Genomic DNA, 17,789 nt, shown 5'->3' with positions numbered 1-17,789 from the left:
TGCGCCCGACTCAGGCGGTACGCCGGCCGAACAGGCGCGACCCGACGGCGAACGACACGACGGCGAGCACGACGGCCACGGCGAACCCGGCGTACACCCGGGCGTCGACGGTGCCCGTGAAGAGCGTGCGTCCGGCGTCGACGACATAGCGCAGCGGGTTCAGGCGAGCGAGCCAGTCGAGCCAGGCGGGCGCCGCGTCCAGCGGCAGGAGGATGCCGGAGAGCAGCATCAGGGGGATCGCGACGGAGTTGAGGACGGGCGCGAACAGGTACTCGTTCGGGAGGGCGAGCGCCAGCACGTAGGACAGCGAGGCCAGGCCGACGCCGGTGAGCAGGATGAGCGTGACGGCGCCGAGGACGCCGAGCGGGTTGGCGGCCATGCCGAGCAGGTAGCCGACGACGATGAGCGGGCCGGTCTGGAGGGTGAGCACCACGGCGTCCTTGAGAACCCGGCCGAGGAGGATGGCGAGCCGGCTGATCGGGGTGACCCGCAGCCGCTCCACGTAGCCGGCGCGGATGTCGGGGATGAGGTTGAAGCCCGCGAAGCCGGTGCCGAACAGCCCGAGCTGGAGCAGCAGACCCGGGACGAAGAACAGCCACGGGTTCGCCCCGGCCGGGAGGGCCTGATCGAGGAGCGGGCCGAACAGCAGCAGGTAGACGAAGGGCTGGACGAGCCCGACGGCCAGGGCGATCTTGTTGCGGAGGGCGAGGTCGAGTTCGTCGCGGAAGATGACGAACGTGTCGTGGGCGGTGCGCATCGTGTCCTTCACGCTTTCTCGTGTGCGGCGTGGCCGGTGAGGGCCACGAAGACGTCGTCGAGCGAGGGGTGCTCGACGCGTAGGGCGCGGACCTCGAGGTCGGCGTCGCGCAGGGCGAGCACGACGCGCGTGACGAGGCCGTCGGCGTTCGCGCACCCGATCCGGATCTCGTTCCCGTGGGCGCCCAGGCCCCGGATCCCGGGAAGGCCGGCGAGTGCCTCGCGCCCGCGTGCGACGTGCGGCCCGAGGTCGAGGGTGATGACGTCCTCGCCGAGTCGCTGCTTGAGCCGGGCGGGGCTGTCCTCAGTGACGAGCCGGCCCTCGTCGAGAAGCAGGATCCGGTCGCAGAGGGTGTCGGCTTCCTCGAGGTGATGGGTGCTGAGCACGATGGTTGCCCCGGTCTCCCGCCGGAGCGTGCGAATGTGCTCCCACAGCTCCATCCGGCTGGCCGGGTCGAGGGCGGCGGTCGGCTCGTCGAGGAAGAGAACGGCCGGCCGGTGGACCAGGCCGAGGGCGAGGTCCACCCGGCGTCGCTGGCCTCCGGAGAGCGTCAGGGTCGGCCGGTCCGCGAAAGCACCCAGGTCGAACGCGTCGATCGACTCTTCGGCCCGCCGTTCCGGCGCGGCGAGCCGGTGGACGCGGGCCTGGAGGACCAGTTCGTCCCGGGGCGTGGCGAGCGGGCGTGTGCCGCCCGACTGCGCCACGAGCCCGATCACCTCCCGCACCCGGTGGGCCTCCCGCCGAAGGTCGTGGCCGGCGACGGTGGCCGTCCCGCCGGTCGGCCGTTCCAGTGTCGACAGCATCCGCATCGTCGTGGTCTTGCCCGCGCCGTTCGGTCCCAGCAGGCCCACCACCTCGCCTTGCGCGACCTGGAACGTCACGTCCCGTACCGCGTGGACCGGGCCTGCCTTCGTCGGGAAGGTCTTCGCCAGCGCCGCCGCCTCGATCGCCGTCACGCGCTTCTCCACCTCCATAGTCGTATACGAGTAGTCGTATACGAACGCTACCATGGACCCATGCCGCTCCGCGCCACGGACAATCCGCTCGTGCTACCCCTGCTCGGCCTGCTCCTGGAACGGCCGCGGCACCAGTACGCCCTGCTCGCGGACCTGCGCGACCGCTACCGTCACCTGCGGGTGCGGACCGGCTCCGTCTACACCCTGGTGCGGTCGCTCCAGGACGCCGGCTGGATCGAACCAGCCTCCGGCGACTCCGGAAGCGACGCCTCCGCGCCCGTCGCCTTCCGACTGACGCCGGCGGGGACCGCCGAGGTCCGCCGGCGCGTCGTCGCCGACATCGAGGACACCGACCCCGCCAACGCCGCGAGGTTCGTGACCGCCCTCGCCTACGTCGGCATCCTCGACCGCCCGCACGCCGTCGCAGCGCTCACGACCCGTGTCGAGGCGCTCCGGCAGCGCGCCGACGAGCTGGAGCAGGCGATCGCCACCGCCGGCCTTCCCGAGGTCTTCATGGTCGAGGTCGCGTTCTTCGCCTCCCAGACCCGGCACGACCTCGCCTGGATCGAGCGGTTCGTGGCCCAGGTCCGCGACCCGGCCTACGAATGGCCGGCCGGCCCTCGCTGACCGGTCGTCAGGACCGCCGGGCGGGGCGCGGTCGCGGACCCCGGCGCGACGGGTTCGGGCAGGGTGCGGAACAACAGCCAGCTCAGAGCCGGCATCAGGATCAGGGACGCCAGAGCCGTACGCAGGGACGTGGCGTCGGCCAGGCGTCCGATGACCGGGCTCAGCAGACCGCCGACGCTCACGGTCAGGCCGAGGGTGATGCCGCTGGCGGTGCCGACGCGCGACGGCAGGTAGTCCTGACCGAGGGTGACCTGGAGCGAGAAGGGGACGTACAGGCCGACCGACGTCAGGGCCACGAACAGGTACAGAGCGGGACCCGGCACCAACACCACGCCCGCGACCGCTCCGACCGTCACGAGGTACGACCAGCGCGAGACCGTCACCCGGTCCCAGCGGTTGGCGAGCATGCCGCCCAGCACCGAACCCACGGCGCCACCGAGGTAGAGCACGAACAGCGCCGCCGTGCCGGCCACCGTGCTCCCGTCCACGCGCTGCTCGGCGTACAGCGAGATGAAGGTACCCAGAGCGACGAAGACGATCGAGCGGCACACCACGGCCAGCGACAGTCTCACGAACGAGGCCCTGTCGTCGTCGCCGACCACCGTCGCCGTGCCGGCCCCGGCGCCGCGCCGACGTCCCAGCTCGTGCAGCACGGGCAGGCACAGCACGGCGCCGACGACGGCCGGCAGCCCCAGCAGCGGTGTCAGGCGCAGGCCGCCGGGACCCACGACGGCGGCGACCATGAGCGGGGCCAGCGCGAAACCGAGGTTGCCGCCCACCGAGAACCAACCCATGGCGCTGTGACTGCCCCGGCTGGCGAGCCGGGCGACCCGAGCGGACTCGGGGTGGTACGCGGCCACGCCGATCCCGGAGACGGCCACGAACACGAGGGTGAGCCCGTAGGAGCCACTCAGACCGCTCGCGGCGACACCGAGACCGCCCACGAGCGTGCCGGTCGGCAGCACCCAGGGCATCGCCCAGCGGTCGGTGAGCGCGCCGAACACCGGCTGCACCACCGACGACAGCAGGGAGGCCGCCAGCACGATGCCGGCGACGGTGGCGTAACGGTAGGTGCGCTCGGCGACGAAGAACGGAATAAGGGATGCCACGGCGCCCTGGTAGACGTCGACGCAAGCGTGACCCACGGACAGCACGGTGATCGACGTACGCCTTCGCACTCCGCCATGATCCGAGCCCGAACCCGTGTCTGACTTCCGATAAACTGCCGGATGATGACGCAGATCCGCCATGATCCGGTCGCTCCGACCGGCATCCGGCGGCTGGCGTCCGGGGGCGCGATCGACGCCCACCGGCACGACGACCACCAGATCATCTACGCCGGCCGGGGAGTCGTGGCCGTCACCACGAGCGCCGGCTCCTGGGTCGCCCCGGGCACCCGCGCCATCTGGGTGCCGGCCGGCACCGTGCATGCCCACCAGGCCCACGGCGGGCTCGAACTGCACCTGGTGGGGCTGCCCGCGACGGAGAACCCGCTCGGCCTGGACGCGCCGACCGTGCTCGCCGTGAACCCGCTGCTGCGTGAGCTGATCGTCGCGTACACCCGCAGCCCTGCCGACGACAGCCCCGAGCGGGCCCGCCTACGCGCGGTGTTGCTCGACCAGCTCCGCGCCTCCCCCCAGCAGCCACTCCACCTGCCCGCACCGGCCTCGCCCCTGCTGCGCTCGCTGTGCGACATCCTGCGCGCCGATCCGGGCGACGGTCGTACCCTCGCCGAGCTGGGCCGGGAGGTCGGGGCGAGCGAGCGCACGCTGTCCCGGCTGTTCCGCGGCGATCTCGGCATGACGTTCCCGCAGTGGCGCACCCAGTTGCGGCTCCACGTCGCGCTCGTCCTGCTGGCCGAGGGGACGCCGGTGACCGCCGTGGCACACCGGTGCGGCTGGTCGTCGGCCAGCGCGTTCATCGACGTCTTCCGGCGCACCTTCGGGCACACACCGGGCTCGCAAGCGGCCGGCCGGTCGGCGTCACGGACCGGTTGACCGCGATCTTTCCTGGCCCGTTCGGGCCACGGGCTGGCATCTACGGGTCACCGCCACGGGAACGAGAACGACGTGCGTTCCACGTCGTAACCGGGAGGTGTTTCCGTGGTCACCAACGACATCGCCGTACCCACCCCGTCGCCGCTGCAGATCGCTCGCGCCCGGGGCCGGGTACGCGGCCGGCTGATCCTGCTCGGGCCGGCGTTCGTGGCGGCCGTCGCCTACGTCGACCCCGGTAACTTCGCCACCAACTCCACAGCCGGCGCCCGGTACGGGTACCTGCTGGTCTGGGTGGTCGTGGTGGCGAACCTGATGGCCATGCTCGTGCAGACGCTCACCGCGAAGCTCGGCCTGGCCACCGGCCGCAGCCTGCCCGAGCTGTGCCGGGAACGACTCCCGCGTCCGGTCAACCGGCTCATGTGGGCACAGGCGGAGCTGGTCGCGATGGCCACCGACCTCGCCGAGGTGATCGGCGGCGCGGTCGCGCTGTACCTGTTGTTCGGCATCCCACTGCTGCCCGGCGGGCTCATCATCGGCGCCGCCGCGTTCGCCGTGCTCGCGCTCCGCTCCCGCGGCTTCCGCACGTTCGAGATCGCCATCGCGGTGCTCCTCGGCGTCATCGTGCTGGCCTTCGCGGCCAACCTCCTGGCCGCCGGGTCCGACCCCGGCTCCGCGGTGGCCGGCCTGGTCCCCCGACTCCAGGGCACCGACAGCATCGTGCTGGCCGCCGGCATCCTCGGCGCCACGGTCATGCCGCACGTCATCTACGTGCACTCGGCGCTCACCCGCAACCGCATCCCGGCCACCAGCGACGCCGAGCGGCGGACCATCTTCCGCGGGCAGCGCACGGACGTGCTGCTCGCGTTGGCCGCCGCTGGCACGGTGAACCTCGCCATGCTGCTCATCGCGGCCGCGACCTTCCACCACACGGCGACGCCCGGCACCGACAGCCTGGAGGGCGTACACGCGGGCCTCGGCCAGAGCCTCGGCACGGCGGCGGCGTTCGGGTTCGCGGTGGCCCTGCTGGTCTCCGGGCTCGCCTCCACCAGCGTCGGCACCTACGCCGGCGAGATCATCATGCAGGGCTTCCTGCGCCGCCGGATCCCCCTCCTGCTCCGCCGGCTGGTCACCCTAATCCCGGCCGTGGCCATCCTCGCCATCGGCCTGGACCCGACCCGGGCGCTGGTGCTCTCCCAGGTCGTGCTGAGCTTCGGCATCCCGTTCGCGCTGATCCCCGTGGTCGCCTTCACTCGCCGCCGCGACCTCATGGGAAACCTCGTGAACCACCCGCTCACCACGGCCGCCGCGACGCTGGTCGCGGGCCTCGTCATCGTGCTCAACGCGTTCCTGCTCTGGCAGGTCGTCGGCGGCTGACCGCGTCGAGCCGCCGACGATCCCGTGTCACGTCGCCAGGTCCCTCCCCGACCGGGCGGCCGCCGCGAGGATGGCCTCACGCTGCGACCCGGTGTGTCGCCCCGCCCGGAGCCACGCGTCCGACACCTGGGCCACCCGCCGGACGAACTGCCCGTGATTCGTGAACGGCGCCGCCTCCCAGACCCGGTCGAGGAACGTCTCGCCGTCGTCGTCACGGATGGCGTCGTTGGGCACACCGGTGGCGGACGAACCGAAGACGACCTCCGGCTCGACCCGCCGCACGTACGGGTGGAAGGCGTTGAACTGCCCCGGCACCGGGTCGGCGACGTAGTACGGCGCGAGGGTGTAGCCGTGCGTCGTGAAGTGCATGGGAGTGTCGGTCGGCTGGATGGCGGCGGCCAGGTCGCCGTCCAGCTTGAGGTCGGCGAAGAAGGAGAACTCGCGGAAGCTCGGGGTGCCGTCACGGACGACCATCAGCGTCGGGCCGTAGAGGATCGACTGGATCGATTTGTCGTCGAGTGCCTTTTCCACCCGGAAGCTGAACGGCATGGCGATGTCGACGGTGTCACCGGGACGCCAGTCTCGGTCCAGCGTGACGTAGCTGCCGGGAGTGGCGGTGAGCCGCTGCCGGACGCCGTTGACCCGGACGCTGTAGCCCTTCACGGCCCACGACGGCACCCGTAGCCGGACCTTCAGCCGACCGCTGCCCCGGTCGAAGCGCAGGCGGCTCGCGCCCTCGGTCGGGTAGCGGGTGTCCTGGGTGAGGACGAACCCGCGGCCGGGCCAGGTCAGCGTCGAGGCGATGTAGAGGTTGACGTAGAGCGTCGACTCGTCGGCCGACTGGAAGTAGATCGACTCCTGGTACTTGGTGTGGCTCTCGAGGCCGGTGCCGTTGCAGCAACTGCCGTTGCCGCCGTACCGGCTGTACTCCACGACGGTGCCGATCCGGCGCGACCGGCCGGGCCACATGTTCTGGTGGTAGGTCACCTCGGTGGCGGTGGCGCTGTCGATGTCCCGCCGTGAGCTGAGGATCTGGTTGTGCAGGGCCTTCTCGTAGTAGTCCATGTACGCCGGGTCCTGCTCGTGGAAGAACAGGTTCCGGGTCAGGCGGAGCATGTTGTAGGCGCAGCACGTCTCGGCGTGCCGAGGGTCCGAGTTCGAGCCGAACCCGGCCGTGATGATCCCGCGTACGCCGAAGTGCTCGCTGCGGCCGGCGCCGCCGTTGCTGAACGTGCGGTGCGGGACGACCATGGCCCAGAAGTTCCGCGCCGCAGTGTGGTACTCCCGGGCCCCGGTCTGCTCGAAGATCCGCAGGTAGCCGATGTTCGGCGCCATGTACTGGTTGGCGTGCCGCCCGTTGAGGATGTCGTTCTCGGCGAGCGTGGCGTCGAACAGCGTCGTGAAGGTGAAGGCTCTGGCGGTACGGAGGTACCGGTCCTTCGCGTCGCGATCCGGGGCGAGCGCCGACAGCTCCGCCATGACCTCGTTCATGGAGCCGGCCTCGCCCGCGCTGTAGATGTTCCACATCTGGTCCAGCTCCGCCTGGCTGTACCGGCCGAGCCGCTGGTGCGCCCAGTCCCCCATCCGGAAGACGATCTCCAAGGCCTCCTCGTTGCCGGTCAGGTGGTACGCGTTGAGCAGACCCCGCATGATCTTGTGGCAGGTGTACCACGGCGCCCAGACGGCGTTGGCGCCGCTGTTCGGCCGGAGCGTCGGCGGCTCCAGCCGGCTGAACTGCCCCTCCGGAAACGCCGCGAGGTAGCCGGGGTAGCTCGTCCCGACGATGGTGGCGTCCCGGCCGTTGCCCGAGTGGTCGACGGCGGTCTCGCCCTCCTCCTCGAAGCGGTACCAGACCGCCAGGTCGGCGCGGTCCGGCGAATCCTGCGCCGGGTCCACCGTGGCGAGCGCCGTGACCTCGGCGGATGTCAGCGCGCGCCGGTAGATCCGGAAGTCGTCCACGGTCGCCGTGAGGTACGGGTCGTTGAGGCTCGGTGACCGACCGATCCAGTTGGCCGTGGTGGCGCCCAGGTCGGCCGGGGTGAGGCCGATGGCGTTCTCGCCTACCTGGTCGCCGTTCACGTAGAGCCGGCCGGTGCCGTCGGCCGTGGAGATCGTCACCGCCACGTGCGCCCACTCGCCGACCGGGACCGAGTCGCTCGCGCCGTCGATGCGCTGCTCACCGGCGGTTCCTCCGGTGCTGATGACGAACCGCGGGCCCGCGCTGGCCGACGCCCAGGGTGACAGCGACACGTATGCGTTGGCACCGGCACCGAGATGGACGACCTTGGCGTTGACCTGGCCGGCGGCAAGCCGTACCCAGACCGCGAACGTCACGTCGGTGACGCCGTCGAGCATCCGCTCGGGCAGCGCCACGTACTGGTTGGGGTGCGGGTCGCCGAGCCGTACCGCCTTGCCGGAGCGGCCGGCGACCCGGCCGACCTCGCGCGCGTCCAGCGCCCGCTGGCACTTGCCGAGCTCCTCGACCAGGTAGTCGAGCTTGTCGAGGAAGATCTCCTCGCCCGTGGCGGCGTACGCCTGGGAGAGCATCGTCATGAAGTGCCCGGTGAAGTGCCCCCGCAGCAGGTGGTTGGGGGTGTCCCAGCCACCCGGCCAGGTGCCGGGCGCGGGCAGGCCGGCGTTGGCCCGGAAGAGGTGCAGCATCCGGTCGGGGCCGTCGAGCACGCCTCCCGTGCCCGGGTAGTTGCGGGCGTAGTTGAGCATCCGGTCGCGCTTCTGCTGGAAGATGCTCTCGCGCAGGGCCACCTGGTCGAGGGCGAAGGGCTTGGCCGCCGGGGCACGACCGGCGTCGCCGGTTCCGCCGGCGGTTGCCGCCGCGGCCGAGGTCGAGGTCGACGCGATGGTCAGGGCGGTGGGGGCGGTGGCCGCCAGCGCGCCGAGCTGCAGCAGGCGCCGTCGGGAGAACTGCTTGGCCACTTCTCGCGCTCCTTCGTCTGGCACCGTGGTGGTCGGTTGGCGAGGCAGCGATGTGAACGTGCGCATGACCGTCGCCCGCGGAATGGACAGTGGCGATTCGCTAGACCACGTTATCGTTAACATCGTCGATGTCAATACGCCCCCGCAGGGCGACCGGGACGACTAGCCGGCCGTGACGCGTAGTCCCGCCACGAGGAGGCCGACCACGCGGCGCGCGTCGTACCGCGGGTCGCGGCTGGCCCCGATGCAGAGATTGCCGACGCCGCGCATCAGTTCGTAGGCCTGCACGTCCGGGCGAATCTCGCCCGCCGCGGCGGCCTCGTCGAGCAACCGGGCGCACACGGGGACGAGACGGTCGAGGAAGTAGGCGTGCAGGGCCCCGAAGGTCGCGTCGTCGGACTGCAACGCCTCGGCCAGGCCGTGCTTGGTGACCAGGAAGTCGACGAAGAGGTCGATCCACCGCGTCAGGGCGGCGTACGGCGTGCCGTTGGTGGCCAGCAGGGCCGGACCGGCCTCGGCGCAGGCCTCGACCTGGTGTCGGTAGACGGCGACCACGAGATCGGCGCGGGTCGGAAAGTGGCGGTAGATGGTGCCGACGCCGACGCCGGCCCGGGCCGCGATGTCGCGTACCGGCACGTCGACGCCGGAGGCCACGAAGGCCTCGGCGGCCGCGTCGAGCAGGGTCTGCTCGTTGCGCCGGGCGTCGGCCCGTTTCCGCGAGCCGGACGCCGTCGATGCGCTGTCGATGTCGGCCATCGCGTCGTTACCCCCGTCACAACCCTTGGTAAGCGGAACAGCGTTCCGTATCGTCGTAGTGGAACGCGGTTCCGCTTCCATGATGTCAGGGCCCGCGCCCCGGCGTCCACCTCACCTGTCACTTCCAAGGAGACAGACCCATGCCTCACCTCGACGACTCCGCCGGCACGCCCACTGCGGTCGTCTCGGTCAGCCCCGTCACCCTGCCGGCCCCGGGCCGCGGCGATGACCTCCAGGTCCGCGTGTCGGCCCCCGCGACCGGGCACGACCTGCCCCTCATCGTCTTCTCGCACGGCTTCGGCTGGTCCATGAACGGCTACGCCCCGCTGGTCGACTTCTGGGCGGCCCGCGGGTTCGTGGTGGTCCAGCCCACGCACCTCGACTCCAGGACGCTGAACATCACCCCTGACGACCCGCGGCACTCCGAGATCTGGCGCTTCCGGGTCACGGACCTCACGCGCGTGCTCGACCAGCTCGATCTCGTCGAGGCCGCCGTTCCCGGTCTCGGTGGGCGCCTCGACCGCAGCCGCGTCGCCGTGGCCGGACACTCCTGGGGTGGCCAGACGGCGAGCATGCTGCTGGGCGCGCGAGTCCTCGACCCCGATGGCACCCCCGGCGAGGACATGTCCGACCCGCGGGTCACGGCGGGGGTGCTGCTGGCCACCACGGGCAGGGGCGGCGCCGACCTGAGTCCGTTCGCCGCCGAGCACTTCCCCTTCATGAACCCGAGCTTCTCGGACATGACCACGCCGGCCCTCGTGGTCGCCGGCGACAAGGACCAGTCGCACCTGACCGTGCGGGGGCCGGACTGGTTCGCCGACCCGTTCCACCTGAGCCCCGGCCCCAAGAGCCTGCTCACCCTGTTCGGGGCGGAGCACTCCCTCGGCGGGATCGCCGGCTACACCGTCACGGAGACGACCGACGAGAGTCCCGACCGCGTCGCCCTGGTCCAGCGGCTCACCTGGGCCTACCTGCGCAGCGCGCTCTACCCGGGCGACGCGAGTTGGGCCACGGCGAGCGGCGAGCTGACGAACAGCAGGCATCCGCTGGGTCGCATCGAATCGCGGTGAGAGGCCCCGCGGTGCCATCACTCGGCCCGGTCCTGGGCGGCCTGGCCTGGCCCTGGTAGCAGCCGCTCGCAGCCGATGCAGGCCCCGGCAGCTTGCCTGCTGCGGTGCAAGCTCAGCGACGGTTACGGGACCGGCGGACCGCCCAGACCCCGCCGACGATCGCCGCAGCAGTCGGCAGGAGGCAGCAGAGCGTCAGGAGGACCAGCTGCCACGGCTTGATTGCTCCCATGGCCGGAAGGATAGGCACCGCTTCCCGACACCGCTGACCCTGGGAGCATCAGCTCGGAGGAGCGTGCGCGGAGACCGTCACCAACCGGTCATCTCGTCTGCTCGGCCAGCGCGACGAGGATGCCTGCGGGGCCGCGGAGGTAGCAGAGCCGGTAGCTGTCCTCGTACTGCACCAGGTCGCCGAGGAGCTCGGCTCCGTGTGGCCGGAGGCGGTCGAGGATGTCGTCCATGTCCTCGACGGCGAACATGATGCGATGTGCGCCCAGGGTGTTCGCGGGAGCGCGCGGGTCACCGTCTCGGGTCGGCGGCGTGCGGTACGTGGTCAGCTCGACCCGTCCGTGGCCGTCCGGGGTACGCATCATCGCGATGTCCGATCGGACCCCCTCCAGCGCTACGAGGCGATCCACCGCGCTGCCCTCGACTGTCGCCTCGCCTTCCAGCTCCAGTCCGAGCTCGACGAAGAACGCGACAGCAGCCGCGAGGTCGTCGACGACGATGGCGACGTTGTCCATCCGCAGGATCGTCCCGCGCCCAGAGTGGGGCCTCCGCTGGTCGGTGTCATCCATGATGGTCTCCTTCCGGCCGGCCGCCGTGCGCGGCGGCGTTCCTTCTGTTGCCCACGCTCGTCGCTCGTTGCGCCTCGTGGACCTTGCGGCACCACACTCCCCCGGACAGGGGACGCGGGTGCCTCGGTGGAGGGATTCGCTCGCGTCGTCGTGCGCTGATGCTGGACCACGTCAGCCAACGCGATGGTGAGAGAAGGAGCGACATGTTCAGGTCTGGTTTGCGTACGACAGCGCTGGCGGCGGTTGCAGCCGCGGGGGTGGCGGCGTCGCCCTCTGCCGCGTACGCCCAGCAGTACGAGGCGACGAGCGTCGCCACCGGGCGGTCGGTGGTCGCCGGGATGGGACACTTCGTGTACGACGAGCCCGGCACGGTGGGGCACCGGATCTGGTTTGGCGTCCACGCGGTGGCGACCGCGGACGGATCGGCGTACGGCCAGTTCCGGTACCGGCACGAGCTGCCGGACGGCACCCTGGTCGGGCAGGGACGCGCCGACGTGACGTGTCTGAAGGTCAGCGGGAACGTCGCGGTGTTCACCGCGATCGTCCCCGAGGGCCAGGGCACGGTGAAGAACCACGGCTACTACGTGAAGATCATCGATGATGGACGTGGACGGGATCAGATCGTCGACGCCCAGGCGCAGAACGGGACGGAGCCACCTCCCACCCACTGCCTCGACCCCGAGACGGACCTCCCTCCCGGACTTCCCCAGCGACCCCGCTACCCGATCCTCATCGGCGGATACACCGTCCATGGCGCCGAGGTCACCGACGCCCGTCACCGGGCACGGCCGTAGGCAGCGGCATCCCGCGCCCCGCGTCGCTCAGGGACGGCCGTTGATGCTCGCCCGCGCGCTCGGGGCCAGCGGGTTGGTCGCGGTCAGGTCGCGAGGCAACAGGTCGAACCCCTGCCAGTGCACGCGCATCGGGCTCTGGTCCTCGTCCCGCGGCAGGTGGTGGAAGCCGATCCGGACCCAGAGCACCGGGTCGGTGAGCGTCTCGCCGTTCACGTAGTCCACCACGGACCGGGCCGCGCACTCCGGGTCCAGGTTGAACGACGCGAACTTCTCGCACGCGCGGGCCTCGGTGACGGTCAGCTCGGGCGCCATCTCGGGCCGGCTCTCGTAGTGGTCGTTCGCGCCGGTCACGAGCTGGTACGAGCGCGGGTGCCCGTCGGCGTTCGGCGCGGCGTCGCTGACCACCCGCCACCACCGGCGATTCGCGCCGGTCAGTGCCCGCTCGGTGGGGATCGCGGTGCGGGTGGTGGCGAGGATCGCCGAGCGGCGGCCCTGCTGCCCCGTGGGCTCGGTGTCGAACTGCTCGATCCGCTCGCTGCCCAGGCCGGGATCGACCCGCCAGACCGCGTTGTGGTGGTGCGCGGCGGCGTGGTCGGTGGCGCCGGGGCCGATCGGCCGGCCGTACCGCTCGGAGGTGTAGTCGGTCGGGGACAGGTCGCCGGTCGCGCCGAGCCGAGCGGTGAACCGGCCGTCGTCGCCGAAACGGTACTCGGTGACGTACTCGTACCAGCCGACCTTCGAGACGGTCCGCAGCACCAGGTCGACGCCCTGCCGGGAGTAGACGTTGCCGCCGTCGGCGATACGCTGCGCCGGGCCCGTGGGCTCGGCGACGACACAAAGGACCTTGCGGTCGTCGTACGCCGCGCGCCGCGACCCGCCGGGGCACTCGCGCGCGGGCAGTCGCTGCATCGCGTCGCCGCCGAAGCCGAACGAGGTGATGTCGTTCCACTCGGTGACCCCGGTGTCGTACGGCACGTTGAGCTGGCCGAGCGTCACCGACTCCAACACGGTGGTGACCGGGCCGCCGCGGAAGCTCAGCCGGACGTCCTCCAGCACCAGGCCGGTCTGCGGGTCGACGTGCCAGCACATCTGCCAGCGGGTTCCGACGGGCAGCGTCTCGCGGACGGTGGCCGCCGGGCCGCAGGCCGACGTGGCGGGAGCCTCGGCGTGGACGGCGCCGGCACCGGCCAGCCCGGAGGCCAGAGCCAGCGACAGTGCGGCGGACAGGGCGAGGGCCAGGGTGCGCTTGGTCATCGCGGGCTCCTCAAGGCAGGCGGACGACGGTGCCGGCGGACAGATCGACGACGAGGTCGGTGAGATCCACGTAGGGCTCGCCCGGCCGGTGCAGGAGCAGCATCACGCAGCGGTGCGCCGTGCACGGCTCGCCGGTGTAGGTCTGCGCGCTCGGCTGAAGCTCGGCAGCCGTGGCCGGCGCGGCGCCGGTGGCCTGCCGGAACCGCTCCCGCATCAGGTCGCCGAGGTCGTGCCGCCAGAGCAGATCCACGGCCGCCGCCACCTCCCGCGGTGTGGCGGGCGGCTGCATGCCGGTGGCGGCGAAGGTGCCGGTGACCCGCCCGGCGGTGAGGTCGACGGCGACCTTGACCAGCTTGTCGCTGCGGTAGTCGTAGGCGAGCACGTCGGCCCGGCGCGCGGTCGGTTCGCCGTCCGCCCGGCGGATGGTGAGCAGCTCGGGCCCGGCCGCTCCGGTGACGTCGGTGGCCCCGCCCGGTCCGGTGACCGCCAGCCCGGCCAGCGCCAGGTCGCGGGCCCGGGTGATCTCGGCCGGGGTGAGCGGATCCCGCCCGGTGCCGGAGGCCGGCACCGGCGCCTCCGGCGGTTCGGTGATCCGCGGGACGGCGGGCGCGGCACCGGGATCGTCCGCGCCGGCCGACGAGCCGAGCGTCCAGCCCAGTGTCGCCACCGCGACCACTGCGGCGACCATGGCCGCGGTTGTTCTCTTCTGCATGTGCCGGTCCCCCCGTGGGTGTGCCGGCCGGCCGGTGGAAGCCGGCCGGCCGGATCGTGCGGTGCTACTTGTTGCGGGAGCGCAGGAAAAGGATCACGACGAGGACGACCGCGATGAGAACGAAGAAGCCGATCAGCACAGGTGTGGAGACAGGTGACTTCGGGCCGCCGACCGCAGCGAGGTTTTCCAACATGTCGAGCTCCGTCCGATGAGGAGGGTGGGGGTCAGAACGTTGCTGTTCCCGCGATGCCCAGCGAGCAACCCACTCCGGTGCTGCCCGGGCTGACCGAGGCGCTGTACTCGTCCTCGCCGGTCGCCGCGGACTCCTCGACGTTGGCGTTGAACGGCCCGGCGCTGCACTGCCCGTACCCGTTGACGCCCTCCTCGACGGTGCCCCCACCGATCTCGCTGTTGAAGCCACCGCCGGCGCCGACCCCGATGGTGCCGGTGACGCCCTGGTTGCCCTGGTCGTCGATCTCGTAGTTGAGACCGACGCAGACGACATAGCAGACCTCGAAGCCGATGCTGGCCACCACCAGCCCCGTCGGGTCGGCGTTGTTGATCGGGTCGGCGCCGGCGTACGCGTACCGGTTGCCCACCGTCGGATCGCCGATCGTGTTGAGGCTGTCCTGCTGGGTGAACCGGCCGATCTCCGGGTCGTACCACCGCTTGCCGAACTTGATCAGGCCGGTGCTCGCGTGCCTGAGCCCGCCGGCGTAGCCGATGGCGAACGAGTTGATCACCGGCTGGTTGGCCGTGGTGTTGGTGGTGCGGCCGTACGGGTCGTAGGTCCAGTGGCCGGCGTAGGTGCCGTTCTGGTTGGTGAGGCCGACCACCGACCCGTTGCCGTCCAGCGTCGGGAAGTAGTGCACCCACTTGCCGGTCTTCTTCTCGTGGACCCGGACGCCGATCAGCGCGCCGGTGCCGTCCCGCTCCAGGAAGTGGGTGTCACCGTCGACGGCCTGGTAGTCCTCCAGCGCGGTGCCGCCCTGCGAGCCGCGGCCCCAGGCGAAGTACATCTGGTCGTCGTCGTCCACCCAGACCGAGTCCAGCTCGGACTGGTCACCGGTCAGGTAGCTGAAGTAGGCGTCCTCGTTGCCGCTGGTCCTGTTGTCGGTCGTCTGCCCGGCCGCGTTGTACTCGGCGCCGCGGGTGGCCGAGCCGGTGAGCTGGTTGCCCGCGCCGTCGTACGTGTAGCCGCTGGTGGTGATCTGGTTGCCGGAGTTGAACGTCAGACGCTGCGTCTCGGTGCCGTTGACCTTGACGCTGGTGCGGTTGCCGTTCGCGTCGTAGGTGTAGTCGAACGACCCGGGCGCCAGGTTGGTGGCCTTGGTGAGCCGGTTCGCCCTGTCGTACGTGTACACCTGCACGACGCCGCCGCGGTGGTGCTCGATCTGCCACTGGCGCAGCGCCGTGTCCTGCAACGGGTCGGTGGTGTTGCAGGCGTCGGTGCCGACCCGCTTGCTGTAGCAGTACGACACGTCGTACGCGGTGAACTCCTGGTCGACGTTGTTCACCCGCTGCCAGCGCTTGGTCGTGGTGCGGGTGATGCGGCCGGACTTGTCGTAGGTCACCTTGGTGTGCGCGGTCGTGGCCGGCCCGGCGTCCTCGACGCTGAGCTTCGTGTCGGTGCGCCGGCCCTCCTTGTCGTACTCGAAGGTGTAGGTCGCGCCGTCGACCTCCATCTTCGTGAGCAGGTTGCGCTTGTCGTACGAGTAGACGGTGTCGCCCCGGTAGTCGCCGTGCAGCTTGGTGAGGTTGCCGGCCGGGTCGTACGTGTACTGGGTCAGGTAGTAGTCCGGCCCGCGCTGGACGAGCCGGTTGAGCCGGTCGAAGACGAACGTCTCGCTCTTGCCGTGGGTGCGCTCGATCAGGTTCCCGGAGCCGTCGTACTCGTACTCCACCGACTGCGTGTCGTCGGAGTAGGAGGTGCGCACCAGGCGGTCGTCGGTGTCGTACTCGTTGGTGGTGGTCCGCCCGGCGCCGTCGGTGGCGGTGCGGACCCGGCCGAACGCGTCGTAGGTGAACTCCCGCTTGCCCAGGCTGTTGCCGGTCGGCGGGGTGATCGTGATGAGCTGCTTGTCGCTGTTGTACGTGTAGTTCGTCGGGTTGCCGGTGTTCGCCGGGTCGGTGGCGGTCTTCACCGTGCCGTCACTGTTGTAGTCGACCTTGGCCTCGGCCGCCTCGGCGTTCTTGGCCGACATCTTGTTGCCGGCGCCGTTGTATGTGTACGTGGTCTGGTTCTTCTGCGCGTCCCCGCCGCTCGACGGCTGGTAGCCGGCGGTCGGGTTGGACGTCGTCGGAGCGTTGTTGTACGCCGCCGTACTCGACGCGCCGGTCGGCGTGGTGGTCGAGGTCAACGACTGGCCGTTGTTGGCGTCGTACCTGTTGCCGACGCTCTGCCCCATCGCGTCGGTCGAGGTCGCCACGTCGTGGTACGGGGTGTAGGTGCGGCTGCGCTCGTTGCCGTCCGGGTCGACCGCCTTGGTGATCCGCTTGTCGGCGTCGGTGGTGTAGGTGGTGTGCGCGACGTCCGACACCCGCTTGGTGATGTCGGTGTTCGGGTCGGCCACCTGGACCTCGCTGGACGACGTGTACGCCCACCGGGTCACCGCGAGCCGACCGTCCGGGTCGTCCACCGACTCGTTCTGCAACACGCGGACCACCGCGGCTACGCGGTGCAGGCTGTCGTACTCGATCCGGGTCTCGGTGCCCGGCTCGGAGGCCAGCCCCGTGGTGATCGTCTTGATCCGCTGCGACGTGTCGTAGGTGAACTTCACCGCGTGCCCGGAGGTAGGCATGATCTGCGTCAGGTTGCCCGCGCTGTTGTACGAGTAGATGACCTGGCGCGAGTTGGCGGCGTCGACCGCCTGCTGGAGGCGCTGGATCCGGCCGTTCTTGTACGTCACCACGGCGGTGCGCGCCCCGGTGGCGCCCCGGTCGGTGACCACCTTGGTGAGCTCGCCCGCGCTGTTGTACTGGTAGTCGGTGACGTTGTCGTTGCGGTCCTCGACCTTGTCGAGCTGCCCGGACGAGGTGAAGTAGAGGTCACGCCCGCCGTTGTTCTCGGTGAACTTCCAGCCCGAGCCCTCCTGCTTCAGCGTGCCCTTGAACTCCTTGGGCGTGTCGTAGCCGCCGCTGATCGGAGTGAACGTCCCGACCAGCCCGTCCGCGGCCACGTACGTCACCGAGTTGTCGTCGTTCTTGATGAGCTTGATGTCCGGGCCGGTGCGGGCCCGCCAGCCGCGCCCGTGCGCGCCGGTCTCGATCTCGCTGCCGACCAGCAGGCTGTTGAACGACGCGCCCAGCACCACGTTGGTGCTGATGCCCGGCAAAACCAGGTCGGTGGTGCGCAGTAGCAGGTTGCCGGAGCCGGCGTGGACCTGGAGCACCACCCGGTCGGACAGGTCGAAGGTGGTGAACGTGGCGCTGTTCCCGGCGCCCGTGCCCTTCGGCACCGAGACCGGACCGGCGACCATCGCGAGCGTCCCGTTGCTGGGGCCGAGCGCGAGACGGCCGGAGCCCGGCGAGCCGGGCTGCACCGGAGGGGCCTTGGGGGCCTTCTCCGGCGCGGCGAGCGCCGGTCCGGACACCGGCATGAGAACGGTCGCGGCGGAAACCGCCGCGACCGTGAGCATTCTGAAGACGCGCACTGCCAAACCTCCCCGTGTTGATGGCAAAGCACGGGAAGACTTTCATCGAGCACCTTGGATGGTCTGCCCCGTCGCGCCGTTTCCCCGCCATGCTCCATTGGGGACCATTGT

General features: G+C 70.9%; 15 protein-coding genes. 5 read left to right on the top strand and 10 right to left on the bottom strand.

Annotated features, from left to right (window positions below; all coding sequences use genetic code 11):
• Positions 1-10: 10 nt before the first annotated feature.
• On the bottom strand, positions 11-769 hold the full coding sequence (locus tag ACSNOA_RS03380; protein WP_436656092.1) for an ABC transporter permease: 759 nt from the start codon (positions 767-769) through the stop codon (positions 11-13).
• Positions 766-1,725, bottom strand: coding sequence for an ATP-binding cassette domain-containing protein (locus tag ACSNOA_RS03375; RefSeq protein ID WP_436656090.1), 960 nt, complete (start codon positions 1,723-1,725; stop codon positions 766-768). Before ACSNOA_RS03375 ends, ACSNOA_RS03380 begins: the two co-directional genes overlap by 4 nt.
• Positions 1,726-1,773: 48 nt before the next feature.
• Between ACSNOA_RS03375 and ACSNOA_RS03370 the strand changes: the two genes are divergently transcribed.
• Positions 1,774-2,340, top strand: coding sequence for a PadR family transcriptional regulator (locus ACSNOA_RS03370; RefSeq protein WP_436656088.1), 567 nt, complete (start codon positions 1,774-1,776; stop codon positions 2,338-2,340).
• Here ACSNOA_RS03370 and ACSNOA_RS03365 read toward each other — a convergent pair.
• Entirely contained in the window at positions 2,313-3,518 is a 1,206-nt protein-coding gene (locus ACSNOA_RS03365; RefSeq protein ID WP_436656086.1) for an MFS transporter, read from the bottom strand. The genes ACSNOA_RS03370 and ACSNOA_RS03365 overlap by 28 nt on opposite strands.
• Positions 3,519-3,572: 54 nt before the next feature.
• On the opposite strand from ACSNOA_RS03365, the gene ACSNOA_RS03360 reads away from it, so the two are divergent.
• Positions 3,573-4,337 (top strand): AraC family transcriptional regulator, encoded by a 765-nt coding sequence (locus ACSNOA_RS03360; protein ID WP_436656084.1) that lies wholly within the window; start codon positions 3,573-3,575, stop codon positions 4,335-4,337.
• 105 nt (positions 4,338-4,442) lie between these two features.
• Positions 4,443-5,711, top strand: coding sequence for an Nramp family divalent metal transporter (locus ACSNOA_RS03355; protein ID WP_436656082.1), 1,269 nt, complete (start codon positions 4,443-4,445; stop codon positions 5,709-5,711).
• Positions 5,712-5,738: 27 nt separating this feature from the next.
• Here ACSNOA_RS03355 and ACSNOA_RS03350 read toward each other — a convergent pair whose 3' ends face one another.
• Positions 5,739-8,645 carry a beta-L-arabinofuranosidase domain-containing protein gene (locus ACSNOA_RS03350; RefSeq protein WP_436656080.1) on the bottom strand — a complete coding sequence of 969 codons (2,907 nt, stop codon included), beginning with the start codon at positions 8,643-8,645 and terminating at the stop codon, positions 5,739-5,741.
• 162 nt (positions 8,646-8,807) lie between these two features.
• Complete coding sequence (locus tag ACSNOA_RS03345) at positions 8,808-9,401, bottom strand: TetR/AcrR family transcriptional regulator (RefSeq protein ID WP_436656078.1); 594 nt, start codon at positions 9,399-9,401, stop codon at positions 8,808-8,810.
• Positions 9,402-9,541: 140 nt separating this feature from the next.
• On the opposite strand from ACSNOA_RS03345, the gene ACSNOA_RS03340 reads away from it, so the two are divergent.
• Positions 9,542-10,471: an alpha/beta hydrolase family protein gene (locus ACSNOA_RS03340; RefSeq protein ID WP_436656076.1), complete on the top strand. Its 930-nt coding sequence runs from the start codon at positions 9,542-9,544 to the stop codon at positions 10,469-10,471.
• 317 nt (positions 10,472-10,788) lie between these two features.
• On the opposite strand, the gene ACSNOA_RS03335 is transcribed toward ACSNOA_RS03340, so the two are convergent.
• On the bottom strand, positions 10,789-11,265 hold the full coding sequence (locus tag ACSNOA_RS03335) for a VOC family protein (RefSeq protein WP_436656074.1): 477 nt from the start codon (positions 11,263-11,265) through the stop codon (positions 10,789-10,791).
• 203 nt (positions 11,266-11,468) lie between these two features.
• Here ACSNOA_RS03335 and ACSNOA_RS03330 point away from each other — a divergent pair, with 203 nt between their 5' ends.
• Positions 11,469-12,059 (top strand): hypothetical protein, encoded by a 591-nt coding sequence (locus ACSNOA_RS03330; RefSeq protein WP_436656072.1) that lies wholly within the window; start codon positions 11,469-11,471, stop codon positions 12,057-12,059.
• Between the two features lie 27 nt (positions 12,060-12,086).
• Here ACSNOA_RS03330 and ACSNOA_RS03325 read toward each other — a convergent pair whose 3' ends face one another.
• The 4 genes from ACSNOA_RS03325 to ACSNOA_RS03310 form a co-directional block, all read right to left on the bottom strand.
• Positions 12,087-13,313 carry a primary-amine oxidase gene (locus ACSNOA_RS03325; protein WP_436656070.1) on the bottom strand — a complete coding sequence of 409 codons (1,227 nt, stop codon included), beginning with the start codon at positions 13,311-13,313 and terminating at the stop codon, positions 12,087-12,089.
• 10 nt (positions 13,314-13,323) lie between these two features.
• Positions 13,324-14,025 carry a hypothetical protein gene (locus tag ACSNOA_RS03320; protein WP_436656068.1) on the bottom strand — a complete coding sequence of 234 codons (702 nt, stop codon included), beginning with the start codon at positions 14,023-14,025 and terminating at the stop codon, positions 13,324-13,326.
• A 64-nt stretch (positions 14,026-14,089) separates the two neighbouring features.
• Positions 14,090-14,218, bottom strand: a complete 129-nt coding sequence (locus tag ACSNOA_RS03315; protein ID WP_436656066.1) for a hypothetical protein — start codon at positions 14,216-14,218, stop codon at positions 14,090-14,092.
• 31 nt (positions 14,219-14,249) lie between these two features.
• A complete protein-coding gene (locus ACSNOA_RS03310; protein WP_436656064.1) occupies positions 14,250-17,678 on the bottom strand; it encodes an RHS repeat-associated core domain-containing protein in 3,429 nt (1,142 codons plus the stop codon).
• Positions 17,679-17,789: the final 111 nt, after the last annotated feature.

It is taken from the genome of Micromonospora sp. URMC 103 (genome assembly GCF_051386435.1).
GTDB lineage: Bacteria > Actinomycetota > Actinomycetes > Mycobacteriales > Micromonosporaceae > Micromonospora.
This window is presented reverse-complemented; position numbering and strand designations above follow the sequence as displayed.